Source organism: Micromonospora sp. CPCC 206060 (assembly GCF_036906895.1).
In the GTDB taxonomy this organism is placed as follows: domain Bacteria; phylum Actinomycetota; class Actinomycetes; order Mycobacteriales; family Micromonosporaceae; genus Micromonospora.
Window position 1 is genome coordinate 1 of the sequence record NZ_JBAKHU010000004.1, and the last position, 21,095, is coordinate 21,095.

A 21,095-nucleotide genomic window follows, 5' to 3' on the forward strand; every position below is an offset into this window, starting at 1 on the left:
CTCAGAGGGCACTTTCTATCTCCGGGGTCCCGCCGACCCGACATTCATCGGTGGATCGAGGCTGAGAGCCAGGTTCGTTGATTTCTACAGCAATCAAGAAGTGCGCCTCATTAGCCGCGACGGGATTTCATCGACAATCAAGGTTTCGAGCTACGAGACTATGTACCAAAAGGTCAAGAGCGAAAAGGGCTTGAAGATTGAAACGTCATCGGGTCCAAAAGCATTTAACGGAATGCTCGACGGCCTGATGAACTGGGCGCGCGCTGAGGGACTGCTCCGTGGCCAGCGCGCCCGGGGAAAGGAGAGGCTGACCCTGAAGATGCGAAACCATGTTTCCCACGCATCGATTTACCACATTCTTTCGCCAGGAGATGCCGTGCTGGGCATTCGAGACATGGCCGAGTTCATCAATCAGCTATGGGGCACACCAACGCCTGGTGGTCGCATTTACCCAGCTCCAGCACGTCGAGAGATCTTGACAATTGGGTGGGATAGCTCGGGCGCACGAGTGGGCGCCGGACACGCGAACTTCTCGGAACTCGACGACCCAACTTGGTCGTGGATTTTACTTAGAGGAGATTTTCATGATCCAGATCTAACCCACTTCGATGCTCGATACAATACGACCCGGTTTCCCTCCGAATATATCTGGGGTCCAGGAAGTAAGTTGGAGGCCGCTTCCTGGATCTCCCTCAATCAACCGGAACCAGATACTGTCGAGCTAGTCGACCGACTATTTGTGATTCACCACCAGGAAAGTCGACTATTTCTCCCACAGGAGCCCGCTGTGGCAGCCGGACTTTCGCCAGATGAGCGCAGGGGTAAATGGTATCTCGTGCGAGCAGATGCGAGTAATGACGCCTTCTACTGCATACGGTCTCGCCTTGATGTCGACCCCGGACACGCAAACGGCTGCTTCTGCCCTGTGGAGATCTTGGCGAAGGGCTCCTGGAGGCATGTTGAGAGAAGGCTACTTGAGCTAACGCCCAAGCTCCGCCCTTGGCTCCCACCTGACGTCAAGGTCAAATCATCCTGGATGCCCAGATTCGTAGAAGTAGCAACCATTTCACCTACATAGAGGCATCCACCATGGATCGCCTGCCCAACTCGGCAGGCGCTTCATTTTTGACGACTTGTTGACTTGTCTGCCAAGTGCCGTCTACCTTGGTTCTCACAACTTGGCAGACATGTCAACAACCTGCGGAGGTTTGAGCGATGGCTCTGCGTGGCGGTACGAGGTTCGCCGTGCGTTGTGAGGACGTGTTCCCGGCGGGGTGCGCGTTGGTGCCCGAGTCGCTGGGTGAGGTGGAGGACTTCGACGAGAAGACGGGTCGGCGGTCGCCGGCTAAGGACAAGCTGACCGGGCAGCGGGTGTGGCAGGTCAAGGTGATGGACCTGGACCCCGACCTCGGGAAGCGGTCGCGGGAGACGACGGTGAAGATCTCGGCCGATTACCAGCCGGTGGCGCCGACGGGCGCGTACTTCGAGCAGGTCGAGTTTGACGGGATGACGGTCACGCCGTACGTGGCGAACAACGGTCGGATGGCGTACTCGCTGCGGGCGACCGGGATGCGTGCTCCGGCGGGTGTGGTCGGCAAGCAGAAGGCGGCGGCATAGCCGTAGTGCGACGGGCGGGGCTGTCTGATCTTGGCGGACGAGCAGCCCCGCCCCTCTTTGTCCTTCCCCCTGCTCTGTGTGGAGAGAGGTTCAGACGTGTCCAAGCGTAGGCGCCCGGCTGCCCCGGCTCGGTTCCGGTGCGGCGTGTGTCAGACGAGGTTCAACCCGGGTACCGGCTCGACCGACCGGTGTCCGCTCTGCGTCGACCAGCTCGTGTTGCCGTTGCCGGCGGTGCGGGATTCGTCGGGGCGGTTCGTGTCGCTGCGGGGTGCCAAGTGATCGGGCGGCCTCGGGGTGAGGTGGTCATGACGACCGCCGGGGACCTGGTGGTGATCCGGCCTCGTCGGCTGGAGCTGCCGGTCTGGTTGATCGCGCTGGGCCTGGTGCTGCGGTGGTCGTGGCGGGGCTGCTGGTGGTGCCTGCGCCACCCGGTCACCGTCGGCCTGACCGTCGGCGGCGTGGCCCTGTACGTCGAGTACGACTGGCCGGGTCTGGTCGTACCGCTGGTGCTGGCGTCGGCGGTGTCGGCGCTGTGGCGGTGGCGGGATGAAACGTCCTGGTGGCGGTGGTGCGCCGGGCCGATCCTCGGTCACCTGCGGCGGGTGTTCGTGTACCGGCGGGTGTGGCGGGAGGCCATGACCCTGTGCGGGCTGTCGGCGACCTTCGATCACCGGGTGGTGCTGCCGGAACTGCTGCGGGTCCGCTCGGATCAGGCGTTGGACGTGCTGACCGTCCGGATGGTCCGGGGTCAGACCCCGGCAGACTTCCAGAAGGCAACCGCGAACCTGGCGTACGCCTTCGGCCGCCGGCATGCCCGGGTGTACTCCGAGCACCCCGACGAACCGCCGACCCGTACCGGTGACTGGGCGTGGCTGCTGCGCCTGGTGGATCGGGTGCGGTTCCGGGACCGGCCGACGGTGGTGTACCTGGTTCTGGTCCGTACCGATGCGCTGCGCACCCTGGTCCCACCGTTCGACATCCCGGCGGTGCCGGACTTCACCGCGCTGCCGCTGGCCCGGCGGGAGGACCTGCGTACCTGGTCGCTGCACCTGCTCGCCACGCACGTCCTGGTCGGTGGCGCCACCCGGCGCGGTAAGGGCTCGGTGCTGTGGTCCCTGGTGCGGTCGCTGGCCGACGGGATCTCCTCCGGGCTGGTCCGGCTCTGGGTCATCGACCCCAAGGGCGGAATGGAGTTCGCCATCGGACGGCCGATGTTCGCCCGGTTCGCCTGCAAGTCCTTCGACGCCATGGCCGACCTGCTCGACGAAGCCGTGGTCGTGCTGCGCGAACGGCAGGCCCGGTTGGCCGGCACCGTCCGGGTACACACCCCGACCACCGATGACCCCCTGGTCGTGGTGGTCATCGACGAGATGGCAGCGCTCACCGCGTACCTGCCCGATGTCGACCTGCGTAAGCGCATCGCCTCCTCCCTCGGGGTACTGCTGTCCCAGGGTGCCGGCGTCGGCGTCCTGGTCGTGGCCGCGTTGCAGGACCCCCGCAAAGAGGTACTGCCGTTCCGGGACCTGTTCCCGACCCGCATCGCGCTCGGCCTGACCGAGGCGTCACAGGTCGACATGGTCCTCGGCGACGGTGCCCGCAACCGGGGCGCCCTGGCTGACCAGATGCCCCGCTGGGCCAAGGGCGTCGGGTACGTGATCCTCGACGGCACCCCCGAACCGATGCGGGTCCGGTTCTCCTACCTCGACGACACCCACATCCGGGACCTGGCCCAGCAGTACCCGGCCCCGGTCGACGCGGCCGACATCCTCGCCCAGGTCGGCCGGGAAACCGCCCCCGAACCCACCCGGCGACCGCTGCCGGGCCCTCGACGTGGGCCGCTGCTGCCCGACGCGCTGCGCAACATCCTCGACTCCGACGGGGGTGAACCGCAGTGACCCGTACCAGCGAGGGGCGGCGCTTCTACCGGCTGCGCGCACCCAACCCGACCGGCCCGACGGCGGTATCCGTCCGCGTCGACCCCGACCGGCCCGACCCGTACCCGCTGTATCTCGCGGTCGGCGGTGGCCGGCGCCGCATGTACCTGACCCCGGACGAGGCGTGGGCGCTGTGGCGCTGCCTGTCCGAAGCCGTCGCCACCCTCGGCGACCCACCCGACCACATCCGTACGACCATCCGACCGACCGGGAAGTGATCGCCGTGAACCCCTTCCGTCTGTTCCACCGCCCGGCCCGTATCGAGCCGCTGCACGTCGAGCTGAACGACACCCCGGAACGGCTGGCTGCGGCGCTGCGCGGGCTCGCGCACTTCGTCGACCGCCGTCACGACCTCGACGGCCAGTCCATCCGCATCACGCTGACCGTTCGCACTGGACGGCGCCGATGATCCGCCACCGGGCCGAAACCGCCGTACGGGTGGTGATCCTGCTTGCCATCGGTGCGATGGCCGGTGCTGCCGCATTCACCCACGTCCATGACCTGACCGTTGCCCACGGCCAACCCGACTGGATCGGTTGGGCCAACGCCGTGGCCGTCGAGCTGATGGCGATCTACCTCGGGTTGGAGATCCGTGCCCGGCGGCGTACCGGCAGACCGGTCGGCCTGGTCGGCGTGCTCCTGGTCGCGTTCGCGCTGCTGTCTCTGGCGGCCCAGGTCGCCGAAGCCGAACCGTCGGTGTGGGGGTGGATCGTCGCCGCGGTGCCGTCGCTGGCGTTCCTCGCCCTGGTCAAGGTCGTCCTGTCCAGCAACCCCGTGGTACCGGAACCGGTCCTGGTCGACGACTGGGCGCCCGTCGAGCCGGAACCCGCCACCGCCGAAACGACCGAACCTGAGCCGGAGCAGGTCGACGACATGCCGGCACCCGTTGCTGTGGCACGGCCGGTGCCGTCGGCGGTCCTGCCCCCGCGCAGCGTCGTCCAACCGAACCGTCCCGCCGTCGTCGGGATCATCCGATGACCGCACCCACCCTGCCCGGCCTGAGTGCTGCCGTTCCCGCTGCCCCGACCGTGGATGCTCCTCGGCCGGGGTCGCGGGCGGCCCGCATGGCCCTACCCCGCTCCGTCGACGTGCTCAAGGACATCGCCACCGAGTACGGCGTTTGCATTCGCCCCCTGGCCATGCGCCGCACCGACCTCGACACCGGCCTGACCGAGGTCATCGACCTGCCCTGCGGCGCCACCCGCGAAGACAAGTGCCCACCCTGCGCGAAGAAGAACCGCCGACTGCGGCAAGCCCAGATCCGCGAAGGCTGGCACCGCGACGACGAACCCCTACCCAGCCCGAAACCCGCCACCGAGGAACAGCAAGCACTGATCCTGTTCCGGGCACACCTGGAGTTCGCCCGCGACGAAGCATCCCGGGCCTGCCAGCGCGACCAGGTCGCCGACATCGACGAAGCCATCCGCGAGGTGGAAGAGGCCATCACCGCCGAAGGGCTACGCGGGCGGGTCGGTCCACCCCACCAGGTCGACAGCGACGAGGACCAGGGCGACGACGACACCGGCCGGCGGCGTAAGCGCTCCACCCGGCGGCGGCAGGACGCACCCGACCTACCCCGCCGGAAGGTCGAGCGGCGCACCGTCGGCAAGACCTACAGCGCCCCGGACGGGTCGACCTACCGGCCGTCGATGTGGTTGACCCTCACGCTCGACTCGTACGGGCCGGTCCGCCCCGACGGCACCCCGGTCAACCCCGACCGGTACGACTACCGCCGCGCCGCCTGGGACGCCGTGCACTTCCCCCGGCTCCTCGACCGGTTCTGGCAGAACCTCCGACGCTGCGAAGGCTGGAACGTCCAGTACGCCGGCTGCGTCGAGCCCCAACGGCGACTCGCGCCACACGCGCACTTCGCCATCCGGGGCACCATCGCACGCGACACCCTCCGCACCGTGGCCGCCGCGACCTACCACCAGGTGTGGTGGCCCTCAGTCGACGTCCAGCGGTACACCGCCGACCGGCCCCCGGTCTGGGACGAGGCCGCCTCGACCTGGGTCGACCCGGACACCCGGGAACCGTTGACCACCTGGACCGAAGCACTCGACGCCATCGACGCCGACCCGGATGCCGAACCCGTGCACGTCGTTCGGTTCGGCGTCCAGGTCGACGCACGCGGCGTCATGCCTGGCACCACCGACGCTGAACGCACGATCCGGTACGTCACGAAATACATCACCAAGGCCACCGGCGACTGCCACAAGGCAACCACCGACCGGCAGCAACGCCACCTCGACCGGCTCTGGGCCGCACTACGGGTCACCCCGTGCACCGACCGGTGCGCCAACTGGCTGCTCTACGGCATCCAGCCCAAGAAGGCACACGCGAAGCTCAAGCCGGGTCGCTGCAAGGGCAAGGTCCACCAGCGGGAAACCCTCGGCATCGGCGGCCGGCGCATCCTCATCTCCCGAGACTGGTCCGGCAAGACCCTCGCCGACCACAAACACGACGCCAAAGCCTGGGTGAAAGCCCTGCTCGGGGTCACCACGGATGCCGCGAGCGTCGACACCCAGGGCGACACCATCGAACGGGTACGGCACGCCTGGGAACTCGCCCGCCCCGATGACGGGGACGTGCCACCCCTGGCCCACCGACTCATGCGCTCCATCAGCGAACGCGCCCGATGGCGCTCCGAACTCCTCGCCGCCAAGGACCGGGCCGCCCAGGGCCAGCCCAACCTTTCGGCAACCGCAGACAGCACCGAGCAGCACGGCACGCAGCACGACAGCACGACGCACAACGGGGAGGAACAACCACAGTGGATCAGCTCTTGACGGTGGACGAGGCAGCCGAACGGCTTCGTACGTCGCCCCGGTTCGTCCGGCGGCTGATCGAGGAGCGCCGGATCACGTACGTGAAGCTGGGCGCCCATGTCCGGATCGAGTCCGCCGAGTTGTCGGCGTTCGTCGCTGCTGGCCGGGTCACGCCGACCATCCGGGTCCACCAGCTCGGGAGGGCCGCGTAATGGCGAAGCGGCGGCACTTCGGGCGGGTGCGCAAGCTGCCCTCGGGGCGTTACCAGGTGCGCTACCCCGGCCCCGACGGCGTACTGCGACCCGCTGACACCACCTTCGACCGGAAGCGGGACGCGGAACTCTGGCTTTCGGCAAAGGAAGCGGAGATCGCACGCGGTGAGTGGCTGGATCCGGAGGGCGGCAAGGTCACCCTCCGTGAGTACGGCGAAGCGTGGATCAAGGAACGGCCGAAGCTGCGGCCGAAGACGGTGGTGCTCTACGAGGGGCTGTTCCGCCTGCACATCGCACCGGCGCTCGGCAAAATGCGGCTGGCTGAGATCACCACTCCTCGGCTCCGGAAGTGGCGGCGTGACCTGCTCGATGGTGGCGTGGGACCGGTCACCGTGGCGAAGGCGTACCGGCTGCTGCGATCGATGCTGAACACGGCGGTTTCGGACAGGTACCTGACCAAGAACCCCTGCCAGATCCCGGGCGCCGGGTTGGAGAAGAGCCCGGAGCGGCCCACGGCGACCATCGAAGAGGTCTTCACCATCGCCGATTCGGTGCCTGAGCGGTACCGGCTGCTGGTGCTGCTGGCCTGCTTCAACTCGCTGCGCTGGGGTGAACTGGCCGCGCTGGCCCGCAAGCACGTCGACCCGGTGGCCGGTACGGTCCTCGTCGAGCGCTCGGTGGTGGAGCTGCCCACGGCTGAGTTGGTCTTCGGCCCGCCGAAGTCGGACGCAAGCGTACGGGTGGTGACGGTTCCCGCCATCCTGCTGCCGGACGTGGTGCGGCACCTGGACGAGTTCACCGGCAAGGGCGCCGAAGCGCTGCTCTTCCTCGGTCCGAAGGGTGGCCCGCTGCGCCGGTCGAACTTTCAGGATCACTGGCGTAAGGCGGTGGCCGAGATCAGTCAGCCGGGTCTGCACTTCCACGATCTGCGGCACACCGGCAACACCTGGGCGGCCGAGACCGGCGCGACGTTGCGGGACCTGATGGATCGGATGGGCCACTCGACCACCCGGGCGGCGCTGATCTATCTGCACAAAACCGCCGGCCGGGATCGGAAGATCGCCGACGCGCTGAGCCAGCTCGTCGAGGACTCACGCGGGGGCACGGGCCGCAGCGACGGTGGCGACCAGGGCGACGCCGACCCGGGGCAGGACGGGGGCACGGAGGGGCACGGTGAACCGAAGGGGCACGCAGGGGGCACGCGGCATGATCAGTGATCAGAAACAGCGAAGGCCCAGCGTCAGAAACTGGGTCCTGACCTGGGCCTTCGTACGTGGAGCGGGTGACGGGAATCGAACCCGCACTGTCAGCTTGGGAAGCTGATGTTCTGCCATTGAACTACACCCGCAAGCGGAACCCACTGTACCTGGTCGCCTCCGATCATGCACTCACCCACCCCCGGCACGCCGTCTACGCCCTTCCCACGGCACCCGTCGCTGCCGCGCCCTCGGTAGCCGACCGACCCCGTCCAGGCCCGTCGATGGCACCGACGACCGCCACCCATCCAGATGAGTTGATCTTCAGAAGCCTCCCGGTGCAGCTCGGCACCCCCGGGCAGCTCACAGAAATTTCCACTGGTGCAACACATGGCCGTTCTCAAATGAATCAATCAGTTGTAACGTTCCCCCCACGTTCCCGGACACGGTGCGACACACCCTCGGTCGCACCGCGGAGAAAGAGGTGGGCCACATGGGACTTCGTCCCAACCTGCTGACCCGGCGTGCCGCTGGTGTCGCCTCCACGACCCTCGCACTGCTGCTCAGCACCGCAGCGGTGGGCGTCACGCCCGCTGCCGCAGCACTCGCCGGCCACGCCGAGGAGTGCGCCACGCCGGCTGACACCCATACAGACGCCAAGGTCAAGGCTGGCGGCACGGCGAAGCACGACCCGAACGAGCTGACCGCAGCCCAGGTGCGCGAGCGTGACGCGGACCTGGTCGCCGCGCTACGCGAGCGTGCGCTGCGCAACGGACCGGAGGCTGCCGGTCCGGCCACCATGGCCACCGTAACCATCCCGGTGATCGTGCACGTGATCCAGCGGGACAGCACCCGCGCCGGTGGCAACATCCCGGACTCGATGATCACCTCGCAGATCAACGTACTCAACCAGGCATACAGCGGCGCGACCGGTGGCGCCCCCACCGCTTTCGCCTTCCAGTTGCAGAGCATCAACCGGGTCACCAACCCCGCGTGGTACCCGATCGTCTACGGCTCCAGCGCAGAGCGGTCGATGAAGACCTCGCTGCGCCAGGGCGGCAAGAACGTCCTGAACATGTACCTCGGCGAGCTGAGCGACGACCTGCTCGGCTGGGCCACCTTCCCGAAGCGCAAGCTGGACAGCATGGACGGTGTCGTCGTGCTGGGCGAGTCGCTGCCGAGTGGTACCGCCACCAACTACAACCAGGGTGACACCGGTACCCACGAGGTCGGCCACTGGCTGAACCTCTACCACACCTTCCAGGGTGGCTGCTCCGGCTCGGGCGACAGCGTCTCGGACACCCCGGCTGAGTCGTCGCCGGCCTACCAGTGCCCGACCGGCCGGGACACCTGCTCCACCGCGGGTGCCGATCCGATCCACAACTTCATGGACTACACGTACGACTCGTGCATGTACGAGTTCACCGCCGGCCAGGCGGCTCGCATGATCACCGCGTGGAACGCGTACCGCGCGGCGTAAACGCAACCACCGTCCGGTGCCGGCTCCGTGTCACGGGGCCGGCACCGGCGTCTCTGGGACCAGGACAGGCACCGGCGTCTCCGCAATCGGATGGCGGGCGTGCCGCCCACGTCGGCTCGGCCGGACTGGCGGCGGCGTGGGCCCGGCGGCTCCGGCTCCGGCTCCGGCTCCGGCTCCGGCTCCGGCTCCGGCTCCGGTCGGATCCAGCCACACCTGCACGTCCGGGCGCGAGTGCGGCGAGCCCGGATCACCCTGACCACCGCGTCGGGCGAGCATCGCCACATCGACGGTGAGCTCGAAGAGCCGCCAGTCGACCTGCCGCGTGGCATGCGCTCGGTCGGCGAGGCGGGCGATCCGGGCCGGATCGGTAACCGGTCGGGCACGACCGGCCACGTACGCCTCGTCGTCACTCTCCTCCGGCGGGAACGAGTGCAGCGCGTACCGCCCGTCGCGTTCCAGGTCGCGCCGCTTCGGCGAGTCGATGACGAAACAGAAGAGGCCCTCCTCGGTGATAACGGGTGACACCGGGTGCACCCGGGGACCACCGTCCGCGCGGACCGTCGCCAGATAGCCGAGACCTGGCCCGTACTGCTGCATGAGGTGGCGGATCCCGTCGGCGAGTCGGGGCTCGTCAGCGGCGAATTCAGACCAGGTTGCCATGCCCTCATTCTATCGAACACACGTTCGAACGCCCACTCAACCAGGCATTTGACCCGACGCCGACGCAGGTACCGGCCGGGCGGCTCGCTAAGGTGTGTCCGTGCTGCTCTCCGACCGTGACCTCGTGCTGGAGATCGAGGCGGGTAATCTCGCGCTGGAGCCGTTCGAGCCCGCGCTGGTGCAACCGTCGAGTATCGACGTACGCCTGGACCGGCTGTTCCGTGTCTTCAACAACCATCTCTACACGCACATCGACCCGGCGATGCAGCAGGACGACCTGACCTCGTTGGTGGACGTACCGGACGGGGAACCGTTCGTGCTGCACCCCGGGGAGTTCGTGCTCGCCTCGACCCTTGAGGTGATCTCGCTCGGCAACCAGCTCGCCGGACGGCTGGAGGGCAAGAGCTCGCTGGGCCGGTTGGGGCTGTTGACCCACTCCACGGCCGGTTTCATCGACCCCGGCTTCTCGGGTCACGTCACCCTGGAGCTCTCCAATGTGGCGAACCTGCCGATCACGCTCTGGCCGGGCATGAAGATCGGGCAGCTCTGCATCTTCCGGCTCTCGTCGCCGGCCGACCATCCGTACGGGTCGGCCGTCTACGGCTCGCGTTACCAGGGGCAGCGCGGCCCGACACCGAGCCGGGCCTGGCAGCACTGGCGGACCTGGCCGACCCGCTGAGCGACAGCCACACCGGCGACAGGCGTTAAGAAGGGCCCCTTCCTATACCGAAAGCGTTAAGAAGGGGCCCTTCCTTACATCGAATCTCAGCCGGGGCGGCCGTAGCTGTGGATCGGTCCGTTGTCGACCCGCTTCATCTTGACCGGTTCGCCGGCCTGGGAGGCGTGCACCAGCCAGCCGTCGCCGACGTACATGCCGACGTGGTGCAGGTCGCTGTAGTAGAAGACCAGGTCACCGGGGCGTAGCTCGGACCGGCTGACGCTCGGCACCGCTCGCCGCTGGGCGGCGGCGTTGTGCGGCAGGGAGACGCCCGCCTTGGCCCAGGCGGCGAGCATGAGCCCGGAGCAGTCGTACGAGTTGGGCCCCTCGGCGCCCCAGACGTACGGCTTGCCGATCTGGGCGCAGGCGAACTTGACCGCGATGCCGGCCTTGCCGCCGGGGTAGGTGGCCGGGCAGGGGGCGGGCCGCAGCGGGCCACCGCCGCCGTTGCCGTACACCTGGATCCGGAGCTTCTGCAGCCGGTCGATCTCGGCGTTGATCTGCTTCTTCTTCGCGGCCAGCTCGGCTTCGGTACGGGTGAGCTGGGCGACCAGCGCGTCCAGTGGCTCCTTCTTGGCGCTGAGCTTCCGCTTGAGCTCGACGACCGCCTGGATGTCCGCCTGCTGACGCTTGGCGAACTGGTCGAGGATCTCCAGTTGGCTGACGAACGTGGTGGGTGAGCCGCCGGCGAGCATCGCGTTCAGGGCCGAGGTGTTCTCACCCTTGTACGCCCGGACGGCGAGCGCGCTGACCTTGTTCATCGCGAGGTCGACCTGGAGTTGCAGAGGTTCGATCTGTCGGGCGAGCGCGGCGGCCTGCTTGCGGCGGGCGGCGAGGTCCTGGCGGGTGGCGTTGTGCTTCTCGATGATCGGTTCGAGTTTGTTCCAGTCCTCGTCGATCTGCTTCTCGATCTCGGCGATCGAGGGTTCGGCGTGTGCCGCGGTGGCTCCGCCGGTCAGGATGACGGCGAACCCGATGAGGGCGGCGAGTGCGGTGGATATGCGAGACCAGCGTGGGCGCGGTGCGATCGTCCGCCGGCCGGCGGGAGCCGGTCGGGTGGACGTCGACCGCGGGGCATGGTGTGCCACCGAGGCCTTAACTCCTTCTTCCCCTACCGCCTACCGGGTTAGCTGACGGGTTCGGGCGGGAAGGGAGGCGCCCTACCGCAGGACTGCGGATTCACCCCGGTGGTGCACTGGGTCCCCGGCTCGCCAGGCGAGCGATTCGGCGGTGTCGAGCCGATGCCACCCGGGCTGGGTGACCTGCTGCCGTCTCGACAAATGACCACACTAGAGAAGGCCGCCGGATGGTCGCAAGCTGCGACACCCCTCGATTCCATCCACATGGCGGACACTCGACCCGACACGGCGGCCCGCTGGACGTGACGATTCCTCGACAGGTCGGGGGCGGGACGCGGCGATTCTGGAACGCGGCGGCCCCCGACGGGGAGCGAAGATAAATTTCACTGGCACCGGTCTCGTCGGAATCTGTTGACGAACGTCCCGGCACGCGCGAGGGTGACGACGGACTGACCCATCCCCCCCCCGAATGGAGGTTCGATGCTTCGCCCGAACGTACCGACGAGCAGACGGATCCTGCTCAGCGCCGTCGTGGCCGGCGCCGCGACGCTCGTCCCACTCACCGCGACGGCCCCGGCCGCCGGCTCGACCGCCCCGACCCGGCAGCAGGAGTACGCCGCCGCAGCAGCGGAGTACGGCGTACCGGAGAGCGTCCTGCTCGGCGTCTCCTACCTCCAGTCCCGTTGGGATACCAACGCGGGCACCCCGAGCACCAGCGGCGGCTTCGGCCCGATGCACCTCACCGACGCCGAGTACGTGCTCTCCCTCCCCGGGCACCACCACGACTCCGGTGACGAGGACCCGCGCGGTGACGACTCCCGGCCAAGCCGGGCCGGTACCGGGACGGACAGTCCGGCACCGCCGGCCGCGTCGTTGCAGACGCTGGACGCCGCCGCCGGGCTCACCGGCGCCGCCGAGGAGTCGCTGCGGGCCGAGCCGGCCGTCAACATCCGGGGTGGCGCCGCCCTGCTGGCGTCGTACCAGCGGAGCCTGGCCGGGCCGACGGGCAGTGACAGCAACCCGGCCGCCTGGTACGGCGCGGTGGCCCGGTACGCGGGCGCGGACAGCGCCGACGCGGCGGCGGCCTTCGCCGACCAGGTGTACGACACGATCCGTACCGGGGTCAGCCGGCGCACCGACGACGGGCAGCAGGTGGCCCTCGTCGCCCGGGCCGACATCACCCCGGAGCGGTCCTGGCTGGACCGGCTCGGGCTGCGCAGGCTGGAGCGTCCGGACGGGCTGGAGTGCCCGCTCGACATCTCCTGCGAGTGGATCCCGGCCCCCTACCAGGAGCTCGGTGGCGGCGACTACGGCAACCACGACCTGTCCGACCGGCCGGCCCGGCAGAAGATCGAGTACATCCTCATCCACGACACCGAGGCGACCTGGGCGACCACCCTCAAGCTGGTCCAGGACCCGACCTACGTGAGCTGGCACTACTCGCTGCGTTCGGTGGACGGGCACATCGCCCAGCACGTGAAGGCAAAGGACGTCGGCTGGCACGCCGGCAACTGGTACGTCAACGCCAAGTCCATCGGCCTGGAGCACGAGGGCTTCGCCGCCCAGGGCACCTGGTACACCGAGGCGATGTACCGGACCTCGGCGAAGCTGGTCCGGCACCTGGCGTTGCGGCTCGGCATCCCGCTGGACCGGCAGCACATCATCGGCCACGACAACGTGCCGGGTACCGTCGCGTCGACCGTGCGCGGCATGCACTGGGACCCGGGGCCGTACTGGGACTGGGACCACTACTTCGACCTGATGAAGGCCCCGGAAGTCAACACCGGCACCCCGGCGACGGGCATGGTGCGGATCGCGCCCGACTTCGCCACCAACAAGCCGGCCTTCACCGGCTGCGTCCGGGCCGGTGTGCCGTGCACCCCGCGCGGCTCGTCGTCGGTGATCCTGCGCAGCGCACCGGACCACAACGCACCGCTGGTCAACGACATCGCGCTGCGTCCGGACGGTACCCCGAACACGATGCACATCTCGGACCACGGGGCACGCGCGTCGACCGGTCAGACGTACGTCATCGCGGACCGGCAGGGTGACTGGACGGCGGTCTGGTACCTCGGCCAGAAGGCGTGGTTCCACAACCCGGCGGACGCGCCGACCGCAGAGTGGACGGTGGGCATGGTGGCCACCCCGAAGCCGGGGAAGGCGACCATCCCGGTGTACGGCCGGGCGTACCCGGAGGCGGCAGCCTATCCGCCCGGCGTGCCGTACCAGCCGATCTCGCCGTTGCAGTACACCCTCTCCGCCGGCCAGCGGTACGCCGTCGGCAACGTCGTGCCCGGCGAGTACTACCGGGCCACCACGTTCGACGGTTCCTCGCCGGGCGACTGGACGGTGATCCGGGGCGAGAACCGCTACGTGCAGATCCAGTTCGGTCACCGGGTGATGTTCGTCAACCTGGACGACGTGCAGTTGCTCCCGTCGGCGGTGGGCGCGCCGGCCTGACCCGGGGACCACGCGGGCCACTGGCCGGGGATCACGCGGGCTGGCGGTGTCATCCTGGCTGGATCGGGATGACGCCGCCAGGATGCCGCTGGCACACCCGGAAGCCGGCGCTGTCGAGTTGCTTGCCCGGACGGAGCGCTCCGTCTGCGCAGGCAGCTCGACAGTGTCGCAGTCGGCATACACCGGGTTCGGCCAGAGGCGGGGAGCGCACGGGCCGGGATCCGGGGGACGCCAACCCGTACATCCGGTTGCACGTCATGTGAAAGGACCCCCGGCGATGGCCGGGGGTCCTTTCCACGCTGTCAGGGGCTCAGGTGACCCGGCGGAAGCCCTTCAGCGTCATGTACTTGATCGGCGAAACGTTCACCGGCTTACCCTCACGGGGAGCATGCACCATCAGCCCGTTGCCGAGGTACAGCCCGACATGGCCGGGGAAGAACACAAGGTCACCGGGGCGCGCGTCAGCCCGGCTGACCGGCTTGCCCTCGTCCCACTGGGCTCCCGTGTAGTGCGTCAGGTAAATCCCGGCCGCCTTGTAGGCGTACTGGGTGAGGCCGGAGCAGTCGAACGCGTCCGGCCCGGTGGCACCCCAAACGTACGGCTTACCGACCTGGGCACAGGCGGTCCTGATCGCGATGGCTGCCTTGGCACTGAGTACCCCGGTCACGGTCGGGCACTTGGTGGTCTTCACCACGGTCTTCGGCAGCGACGCCTGGAGCCGCTTGATCTCGGCGTCGATCTGCTTCTTCTTGGCCGCCAGGTCCCGCTCCTGCTTGACCTGCGTGGCGATCAGGGTGTCCAGCTTCTGCTTCTCCGCGTCGTACTTGTCGCGGATGGCGATGACCCCGGCGATTTGCGCCCGCTCGTGGGCAGCCAGCCGGTCCAGCAGGGCGAGCTGCTCGGCGAGGTTGTCCGGCTTGCCGGTGGCCAGCAGGGCGTTCAGCTCACTCGACCGGCCGGTCATGTAGTAGCGCGCCGCGATGGCGCCGACCCGGTTGAGCGCGAGCTGGCTCTGCAACGCCAACGGTTCGATCTTCTTCTGCAGGTCGTCCGACTTCTGCCGGTTGACCTTCAGCTGGCTGCGTACCTTGTTGTACTGCTCGATGGTGGGCTCGATCTGCTCCCACTGCTTGTCGATCTGCGCCTCGATCTCGTCCACCGACGGCTCGGCGTGCACGGGAGCGGCAGCGAGCAGACCGGTGCCGACGACCACAGCGGCAACGACGGCGGTCAGATGGCGCGCGAACCGGCGCAGACCACCCCGACGGATGGACTGCTGGTCTGGCGAAGGGCGATATGGGGGCAGGAGTGCCACCGGCACCGACTCCTTTGTGACCCGACCGCCGGGCGCCTCGCGAGGGGAAAGATGGAGGCCGACGACCACAGCGGTCGGTGCATCACATTAGGGAAGGTTCGGGAGCGAATCAAGGCGCTCCGGAAAGCGCACGACGCAACATCACTTCTGCGTATTCAACCGGGTACCCGCCGTATCGGACGGGCGCCCCACCACCGCTGTGAGCACGTCGTCGAGGGTCACCACGCCCAGTGGCCGGCGGCCATCGGAGACCAGCACCATGTGTCGTCGCTCACGCCGCATCGCCAGCAGCAGGTCGGCCAGCGTCCGGTCCGGCGGGACCACGGCCAACGGCCGGAACACCTCCGGCGGTACGGGGGCCCGCCGGCTCGCACCGGCGTACCCGAGGACGTCCTTGACGTGCACGAAGCCCAGCACCCGCCGGGTCGACCGCTGCACCACCGGGAACCGGGACCGGCCGGTACGGGTGGAGAGCACCTCCAGGGAGGCCGGCGAGACGTCCTCGGCGACGGTGGTCACCGCCGCCCAGGGGCGCATCGCGTCCGTGGCGGTCCGCTGGTGCAGGGCCAGCGCGCCGGTGATCCGGGCGTGCTCCTCCGAGCCGAGCAGCCCTTCGGTGCGGGCCTGGGACACCAGACCGGCCAGTTCCTCGGCGGTGAACACGGTCTTCACCGCGTCCGCCGCCTCGATCCGCCACAGCCGCAGTACCCGCCGGGACGCCCACTTCATGGCCAGCAGCAGCGGCTTGGTGGCCAGGCAGAAGGCGAGCATGGCCGGCCCGAGCCAGAGCGCGGCGGGCTCCGGTCCGGCGAGGGTGATGTTCTTCGGCACCATCTCGCCGACGACGGTGTGCAGGAAGACCACCACACCGAGGGCGATCACGAACGCCACCGGGTGGATCGCCCCCTCCGGCAGGCCGAGCGCGTGGAAGGGCGTCTCCAGCAGGTGCGCCAGCGCCGGTTCGGCGATCGCACCCAGACCCAGCGAGCAGATCGTGATGCCGAGCTGTGCGCCCGCGATCATCAGCGGGATCTGGTTCATCGCGGACAGCGCCCACCGGGCCCGGCGGTCGGTCGCGGCCAGCGGCTCGATGACGGTACGCCGGGAGGCGATCAACGCGAACTCACTGCCCACGAAGAAGGCGTTGCCGAGCAGCAGGGCGGCGGTGATCGCGAGGTTAAGCACGCTCACCCGGCTCCTCCGGCCGGACCACCCGGACCTGCTCGATCCGGTGCCGTTCCACCTCGACCACGGTGAACTCGTAACCGGCCTCCTCCACGGTCTCACCGGGGACCGGGATGTGACCGAGCCGGGCGAGCAGGAATCCGGCGAGAGTCTCGTACGGGCCCTCGGGCAGCCGGAAACCGGTCTGCTCAGCCAGCTCGTCCTCGCGGAGCACCCCGTCGACCAGGACGGTCCGTTCACCGCCGGGCACGGTCAGCTCCAGCCGGCCAGCGTCGTCCACCGCGTCCGGGTCGAACTCGTCGGCGATCTCCCCGACCAGCTCCTCCACCAGGTCCTCGACGGTCACCACCCCGTCCGTGCCGCCGTACTCGTCGACCACGATGGCCAGGTCGGCACCGGCGGTGGTGAGGGCGGCGAGCACCCCGTCGAGGTTGAGGCTCTCCGGCACGTAGACCGGTTCCCGGGCGACCGAGGCCACCGTCGTGCCGGCCCGCCGCGCCAGCGGTACGCCGAGCGCGTCCGGCACCCCGGCCACACCGGTGACCAGGTCCAGGGTCTCCTCGTAGACCGGGAACCGGGTCCGACCGGTCTCCTGGGAGAGGGTGAGCAGTTCGGCGACGGTGGCGGTGGACCGCAGCGCGACCACGTCCACCCGGGGGGTCATCGCCTCGGCGGCCCGCTTGTCGCCGAACCGGATGGTCCGCTGCAACAGCATGGCGGTGTCCGACGGCAGGGCGCCGGCCCGGGCGGAGATCGCCGCGAGCAGGCCCAGTTCCTCCGGCGAACGGGCGCTGGCCAGTTCCTCCTGCGGCTCGACGCCGAGCCGGCGGACCAGCCAGTTGGCCGAGTTGTTGAGGGTCCGGATCAGCCAGCCGAAGGTCCGGGAGAAGCCGCGCATCGGTCCGGCGGTGGCCAGGGCGGTCGGCAGCGGCCGGGCCAGCGCGGCGTTCTTCGGGATCAGCTCGCCGAAGAGCATCGAGAGCAGGGTGGCCAGGGCGAGCGCCAGCAGCGGGGTGATCCGGTCGGTGAGCGTACCGGCCACCGAGCGGAGCAGCGGGCTGAAGACCTTGGCCAGGGCCGGCTCGGCCAGGTACCCGGTGAGCAGGGCGGTGATGGTGATGCCCAACTGCGCGCCGGAGAGCTGGAAGGAGAGTTCGCGGAGCGCCCGGCGGACCGTCCGGGCCCGCCGGTCGCCAGCGGCCACCCGCCGGTCGATGTCCGCCCGGTCCACGGTGACCAGCGCAAACTCGGCTGCGACGAAGAACGCGTTGCCGGCGGTCAGCAGGACGAAGCCGACCAGGGGCAACAGCGTGGTCAGGAGTATGCCGTCAATGGTCGGTTCACCTCGGCGCAGATTCTTGCACGGCGGTACGGCTGGCACGAGTCACCATCGCGGCGCGCCCCGGGCACACCTCACAGCAGCTTCCCAGGAAGGGAGGCCTAACGTCGATCGGATGATCCCCCTCGCCGCCGAGCCGACCCCTGAATCGCCCGGCGGGATCGCCGGCTGGGCGACCGATCTGATGGAAACCCTCGGGGCGCCGGGTGCCGGTCTCGCGGTCGCGCTGGAGAACCTCTTCCCACCGCTGCCGAGCGAGGTGATCCTGCCGCTGGCCGGTTTCGCCGCGAGCCGGGGGGACCTGAGCCTCACCGCCGCCATCGTCTGGACCACCATCGGTTCGGTGGTCGGGGCCCTGGCGCTGTACTACATCGGCGCGGCGCTGGGGCGGTCCCGTACCCGCCGGATCATCGCCCGGATTCCGCTGGTCAAGCTGGAGGACGTGGACCGTACCGAGGCGTGGTTCGCCCGGCACGGGAAGAAGGCGGTGTTCTTCGGACGGATGATCCCGATCTTCCGCTCCATGATCTCCATCCCGGCCGGGGTGGAACGCATGCCGCTCGGCACGTTCGTGCTCTTCACCACCCTCGGCAGCCTGATCTGGAACAGCATCTTCGTGCTCGCCGGCTATCTGCTCGGCGAGAACTGGTGGCGGGTCGAGGAGTACGCCGGCCTGTTCCAGAAGGTGGTGATCGTGGCCGTGGTGGTCGCGGCGGCGTACTTCCTCGTCACCCGGCTACGCGGTCGCCCGCACCGCGGCCGTCACCGCGGCTGAGGGTGTAAGGAAGGGCCCCTTCCTATCGCTTTCGGTAGCGGAAGGGGCCCTTCTTAACACCCGCCCACGGGCTCGGGGTCAGCCGGCGGCGACCGGCTCCGGCTCGCCCTCGTGCTTCGCCGGCTTCACCGAGCGGAGCAGCACGCTGGCCACGTCGATCACCTCGACCTGCTCGCCGACGCCCTTGCCGTTGACCCCGTCGTTGAGCATCGTGCTGCAGAACGGGCAGCCGACCGCGATGGTCTTCGCGCCGGTGGAGATGGCCTCCTCGACCCGGTCGACGTTGATCCGCTTGCCGATCTTCTCCTCCATCCACATCCGGGCGCCGCCGGCGCCGCAGCAGAAGGAGCGCTCGCTGTTGCGCGGCATCTCGGTGATCTCGCCTGCGATCGAGGAGTCGAGCACCTCGCGCGGCGGGGTGAAGACCCGGTTGTGCCGGCCCAGGTAGCAGGGGTCGTGGTAGGTGACCCCGCCGTCGACCGGCTGCACCGGGGTGAGCTTGCCGGTGGCGACTAGGTGGGCCAGCAGTTGGGTGTGGTGTACCACCTCGAACTCGCCGCCGAGCTGGCCGTACTCGTTGCCGAGGGTGTTGAAGCAGTGCGGGCAGGTGGCGACGATCTTGCGCTTGGTCGGCTCGCGGTCGCCGAACGCCTCGTTCAGCGTCTCCACGTTCTGCTGGGCCAGCATCTGGAAGACGAACTCGTTGCCGATCCGGCGGGCCGGGTCACCGGTGCAGGTCTCGCCCTCGCCGAGGATGGCGAAGTTGACGCCGGCCTCGTGCAGCAGGGTGGCCACCGCCCGGGTGGTCTTCTTGGCCCGGTCCTCGAACGCGCCGGCACAGCCGACCCAGAAGAGGTACTCGAAGTCGTCGACCTCACCGACCCGGGGCACCTCGAAGTCGAGTCCCTTGGTCCAGTCCTCGCGGGTGTTCTGCGGGGCGCCCCACGGGTTGCCCTTGTTCTCCAGGTTGCGCAGCATGACGCCGGCCTCCGAGGGGAAGCTCGACTCGATGAGCACCTGGTAGCGGCGCATGTCGACGATGTGGTCGACGTGCTCGATGTCGACCGGGCACTGCTCGACGCAGGCCCCGCAGGTGGTGCAGGACCAGAGCACGTCCGGGTCGATGACGCCGCCGTCCTCCGCGCCACCGATCAGCGGCTTGTCCGCCTCGGCCAGGGCCAGCACATCGACGTGGGCGAGCTGCGCGGCGGTGGCCTTCTCCTCACCGGTGAGGTCCTTGCCGCCGCCGGCCAGCAGGTACGGCGCCTTGGCGTACGCGTGGTCGCGCAGGCTCAGCACGAGCAGCTTCGGCGACAGCGGCTTGCCGGTGTTCCAGGCCGGGCACTGTGACTGGCACCGGCCGCACTCGGTGCAGGTGGTGAAGTCGAGCAGGCCCTTCCAGGTGAACTGCTCCACCTGGGCGACACCGAACTGGTCCTTCTCCGGGTCGGCCTCCTCGAAGTCGAGCGGCTTGCCGTTGCTCATCATCGGGCGCAACGCGCCGAGACCGGAGCCGGCCGCCCCGGGGTTGCGCTTGAAGAAGATGTTGAAGAAGGCCGCGAACCGGTGCCAGGCGACGCCCATGGTGACGTTCAGCGCGATGACGATCAGCCAGGTCATCGAGACGCTGATCTTCAGCAGGGCGGCGATGCTGACTCCGGCGTCCCAGTTCGGGAGCAGGGCGCCGACCGCGTGGCTGACCGGGGTGGCCCAGACCGGGTACTCGAAGTGGTCGGTGGCGACCTTGAAGCCGCGGATCAGGAAGCCGAGGATCAGCACGGCCAGTACGACCGCCTCGACGAAGTAGCCCTGCCACATGGTCGAGCCGGTGAACCGGGAGCGGCCACCGGGCCGGGTCGGGCGGTTGCGCAGCCGGATCGCGATCAGCACCAGGATGCCGACCACGCCGAGCACCGCGATGATCTCGGTGACCAGACCGTAGACCGCCCAGCCGCCGATCAGCGGCAGCCCGCCGGTCGGGCTCACCACCTCGAAGTACGCCTCAAGGACGAGCAGCGACAGCACGACGAAGGCGACCATCACGAACCAGTGGGCCGCACCGACGACGCTCCAGCGGAGCATCCGGGTGTGGCCGACCGTCTCGGTCAGCATGGTCTTCGTGCGGGTGGCCTTGTCGGTGAAGCGGGACGGGTCGGGTTGACCCAGCCGGATCACCGACACCATTCGCAGCACCGCGCGTACCGCCAGCCACACCGCTACCGCGGTGATGGCGGCCGCGAGGACCGTGGTGACGATCTGGACGCTGCCCATGCGTTGGCCTCCCGGTCTGCTGCTGGCAAGCGGCTGGGCGACCGGGACGGGTCAGCGGGGCGCCGACAGGACGTCGTCGCCCGGAG

19 protein-coding genes, 1 tRNA gene and 1 riboswitch are annotated in these 21,095 nt (G+C 68.9%); of the genes, 13 read left to right on the top strand and 7 right to left on the bottom strand.

From position 1 onward, the window contains the following. From V6U90_RS05375 to V6U90_RS05415, 9 genes are all read left to right on the top strand, one after another. Window positions 1-1,078 (top strand): hypothetical protein (locus V6U90_RS05375; protein WP_334431550.1); only part of this gene is annotated, 1,078 nt, incomplete at its 5' end. Window positions 1,079-1,215: 137 nt separating this feature from the next. Then, entirely contained in the window at window positions 1,216-1,617 is a 402-nt protein-coding gene (locus tag V6U90_RS05380; RefSeq protein WP_334431552.1) for a transcriptional regulator, read from the top strand. Between the two features lie 305 nt (window positions 1,618-1,922). Beyond that, window positions 1,923-3,512: an FtsK/SpoIIIE domain-containing protein gene (locus V6U90_RS05385; RefSeq protein ID WP_334431554.1), complete on the top strand. Its 1,590-nt coding sequence runs from the start codon at window positions 1,923-1,925 to the stop codon at window positions 3,510-3,512. Beyond that, on the top strand, window positions 3,509-3,769 hold the full coding sequence (locus tag V6U90_RS05390; RefSeq protein WP_334431556.1) for a hypothetical protein: 261 nt from the start codon (window positions 3,509-3,511) through the stop codon (window positions 3,767-3,769). The genes V6U90_RS05385 and V6U90_RS05390 overlap by 4 nt, the downstream gene beginning before the upstream one ends. Next, window positions 3,766-3,960, top strand: coding sequence for a hypothetical protein (locus V6U90_RS05395; RefSeq protein WP_334431558.1), 195 nt, complete (start codon window positions 3,766-3,768; stop codon window positions 3,958-3,960). Before V6U90_RS05390 ends, V6U90_RS05395 begins: the two co-directional genes overlap by 4 nt. Continuing rightward, window positions 3,957-4,529: a DUF2637 domain-containing protein gene (locus V6U90_RS05400; protein ID WP_334431560.1), complete on the top strand. Its 573-nt coding sequence runs from the start codon at window positions 3,957-3,959 to the stop codon at window positions 4,527-4,529. Before V6U90_RS05395 ends, V6U90_RS05400 begins: the two co-directional genes overlap by 4 nt. Continuing rightward, window positions 4,526-6,340, top strand: a complete 1,815-nt coding sequence (locus tag V6U90_RS05405; protein WP_334431562.1) for a replication initiator — start codon at window positions 4,526-4,528, stop codon at window positions 6,338-6,340. The genes V6U90_RS05400 and V6U90_RS05405 overlap by 4 nt, the downstream gene beginning before the upstream one ends. Continuing rightward, complete coding sequence (locus V6U90_RS05410; protein WP_334431564.1) at window positions 6,325-6,531, top strand: helix-turn-helix domain-containing protein; 207 nt, start codon at window positions 6,325-6,327, stop codon at window positions 6,529-6,531. Before V6U90_RS05405 ends, V6U90_RS05410 begins: the two co-directional genes overlap by 16 nt. Further along, a complete protein-coding gene (locus V6U90_RS05415) occupies window positions 6,531-7,748 on the top strand; it encodes a tyrosine-type recombinase/integrase (RefSeq protein WP_334431566.1) in 1,218 nt (405 codons plus the stop codon). The genes V6U90_RS05410 and V6U90_RS05415 overlap by 1 nt, the downstream gene beginning before the upstream one ends. Window positions 7,749-7,805: 57 nt before the next feature. Here the strand turns inward: V6U90_RS05415 and V6U90_RS05420 are convergent. Continuing rightward, a tRNA-Gly gene (locus V6U90_RS05420) sits at window positions 7,806-7,879 on the bottom strand. A gap of 341 nt (window positions 7,880-8,220) precedes the next feature. Here V6U90_RS05420 and V6U90_RS05425 point away from each other — a divergent pair. Beyond that, window positions 8,221-9,207 carry a zinc metalloprotease gene (locus V6U90_RS05425; RefSeq protein ID WP_334431568.1) on the top strand — a complete coding sequence of 329 codons (987 nt, stop codon included), beginning with the start codon at window positions 8,221-8,223 and terminating at the stop codon, window positions 9,205-9,207. Between the two features lie 30 nt (window positions 9,208-9,237). On the opposite strand, the gene V6U90_RS05430 is transcribed toward V6U90_RS05425, so the two are convergent. Then, the gene (locus tag V6U90_RS05430) at window positions 9,238-9,867 is read right to left on the bottom strand and encodes a pyridoxamine 5'-phosphate oxidase family protein (protein ID WP_334431570.1); all 630 of its coding nucleotides are present in this window, start codon (window positions 9,865-9,867) and stop codon (window positions 9,238-9,240) included. Between the two features lie 100 nt (window positions 9,868-9,967). Here V6U90_RS05430 and dcd point away from each other — a divergent pair, with 100 nt between their 5' ends. Further along, window positions 9,968-10,546, top strand: coding sequence for a dCTP deaminase (gene dcd, locus V6U90_RS05435; protein ID WP_334431572.1), 579 nt, complete (start codon window positions 9,968-9,970; stop codon window positions 10,544-10,546). A gap of 86 nt (window positions 10,547-10,632) precedes the next feature. Here dcd and V6U90_RS05440 read toward each other — a convergent pair whose 3' ends face one another. Continuing rightward, complete coding sequence (locus V6U90_RS05440; protein WP_334431574.1) at window positions 10,633-11,673, bottom strand: C40 family peptidase; 1,041 nt, start codon at window positions 11,671-11,673, stop codon at window positions 10,633-10,635. A gap of 12 nt (window positions 11,674-11,685) precedes the next feature. Continuing rightward, a riboswitch (cyclic di-AMP (ydaO/yuaA leader) is annotated at window positions 11,686-11,825 on the bottom strand. A gap of 319 nt (window positions 11,826-12,144) precedes the next feature. On the opposite strand from V6U90_RS05440, the gene V6U90_RS05445 reads away from it, so the two are divergent. Further along, complete coding sequence (locus V6U90_RS05445) at window positions 12,145-14,124, top strand: N-acetylmuramoyl-L-alanine amidase (protein ID WP_334431576.1); 1,980 nt, start codon at window positions 12,145-12,147, stop codon at window positions 14,122-14,124. 310 nt (window positions 14,125-14,434) lie between these two features. On the opposite strand, the gene V6U90_RS05450 is transcribed toward V6U90_RS05445, so the two are convergent. From V6U90_RS05450 to V6U90_RS05460, 3 genes are all read right to left on the bottom strand, one after another. Continuing rightward, window positions 14,435-15,445, bottom strand: a complete 1,011-nt coding sequence (locus V6U90_RS05450; protein WP_334431578.1) for a C40 family peptidase — start codon at window positions 15,443-15,445, stop codon at window positions 14,435-14,437. Between the two features lie 135 nt (window positions 15,446-15,580). Next, window positions 15,581-16,624: a hemolysin family protein gene (locus V6U90_RS05455; protein ID WP_334432039.1), complete on the bottom strand. Its 1,044-nt coding sequence runs from the start codon at window positions 16,622-16,624 to the stop codon at window positions 15,581-15,583. Continuing rightward, window positions 16,617-17,930, bottom strand: coding sequence for a hemolysin family protein (locus V6U90_RS05460; RefSeq protein ID WP_334432041.1), 1,314 nt, complete (start codon window positions 17,928-17,930; stop codon window positions 16,617-16,619). Before V6U90_RS05460 ends, V6U90_RS05455 begins: the two co-directional genes overlap by 8 nt. A 148-nt stretch (window positions 17,931-18,078) precedes the next feature. Between V6U90_RS05460 and V6U90_RS05465 the strand changes: the two genes are divergently transcribed. After that, the gene (locus tag V6U90_RS05465) at window positions 18,079-18,738 is read left to right on the top strand and encodes a DedA family protein (protein ID WP_442933528.1); all 660 of its coding nucleotides are present in this window, start codon (window positions 18,079-18,081) and stop codon (window positions 18,736-18,738) included. 78 nt (window positions 18,739-18,816) lie between these two features. Here V6U90_RS05465 and V6U90_RS05470 read toward each other — a convergent pair whose 3' ends face one another. After that, complete coding sequence (locus tag V6U90_RS05470; RefSeq protein ID WP_334431580.1) at window positions 18,817-21,009, bottom strand: (Fe-S)-binding protein; 2,193 nt, start codon at window positions 21,007-21,009, stop codon at window positions 18,817-18,819. Window positions 21,010-21,095: the final 86 nt, after the last annotated feature.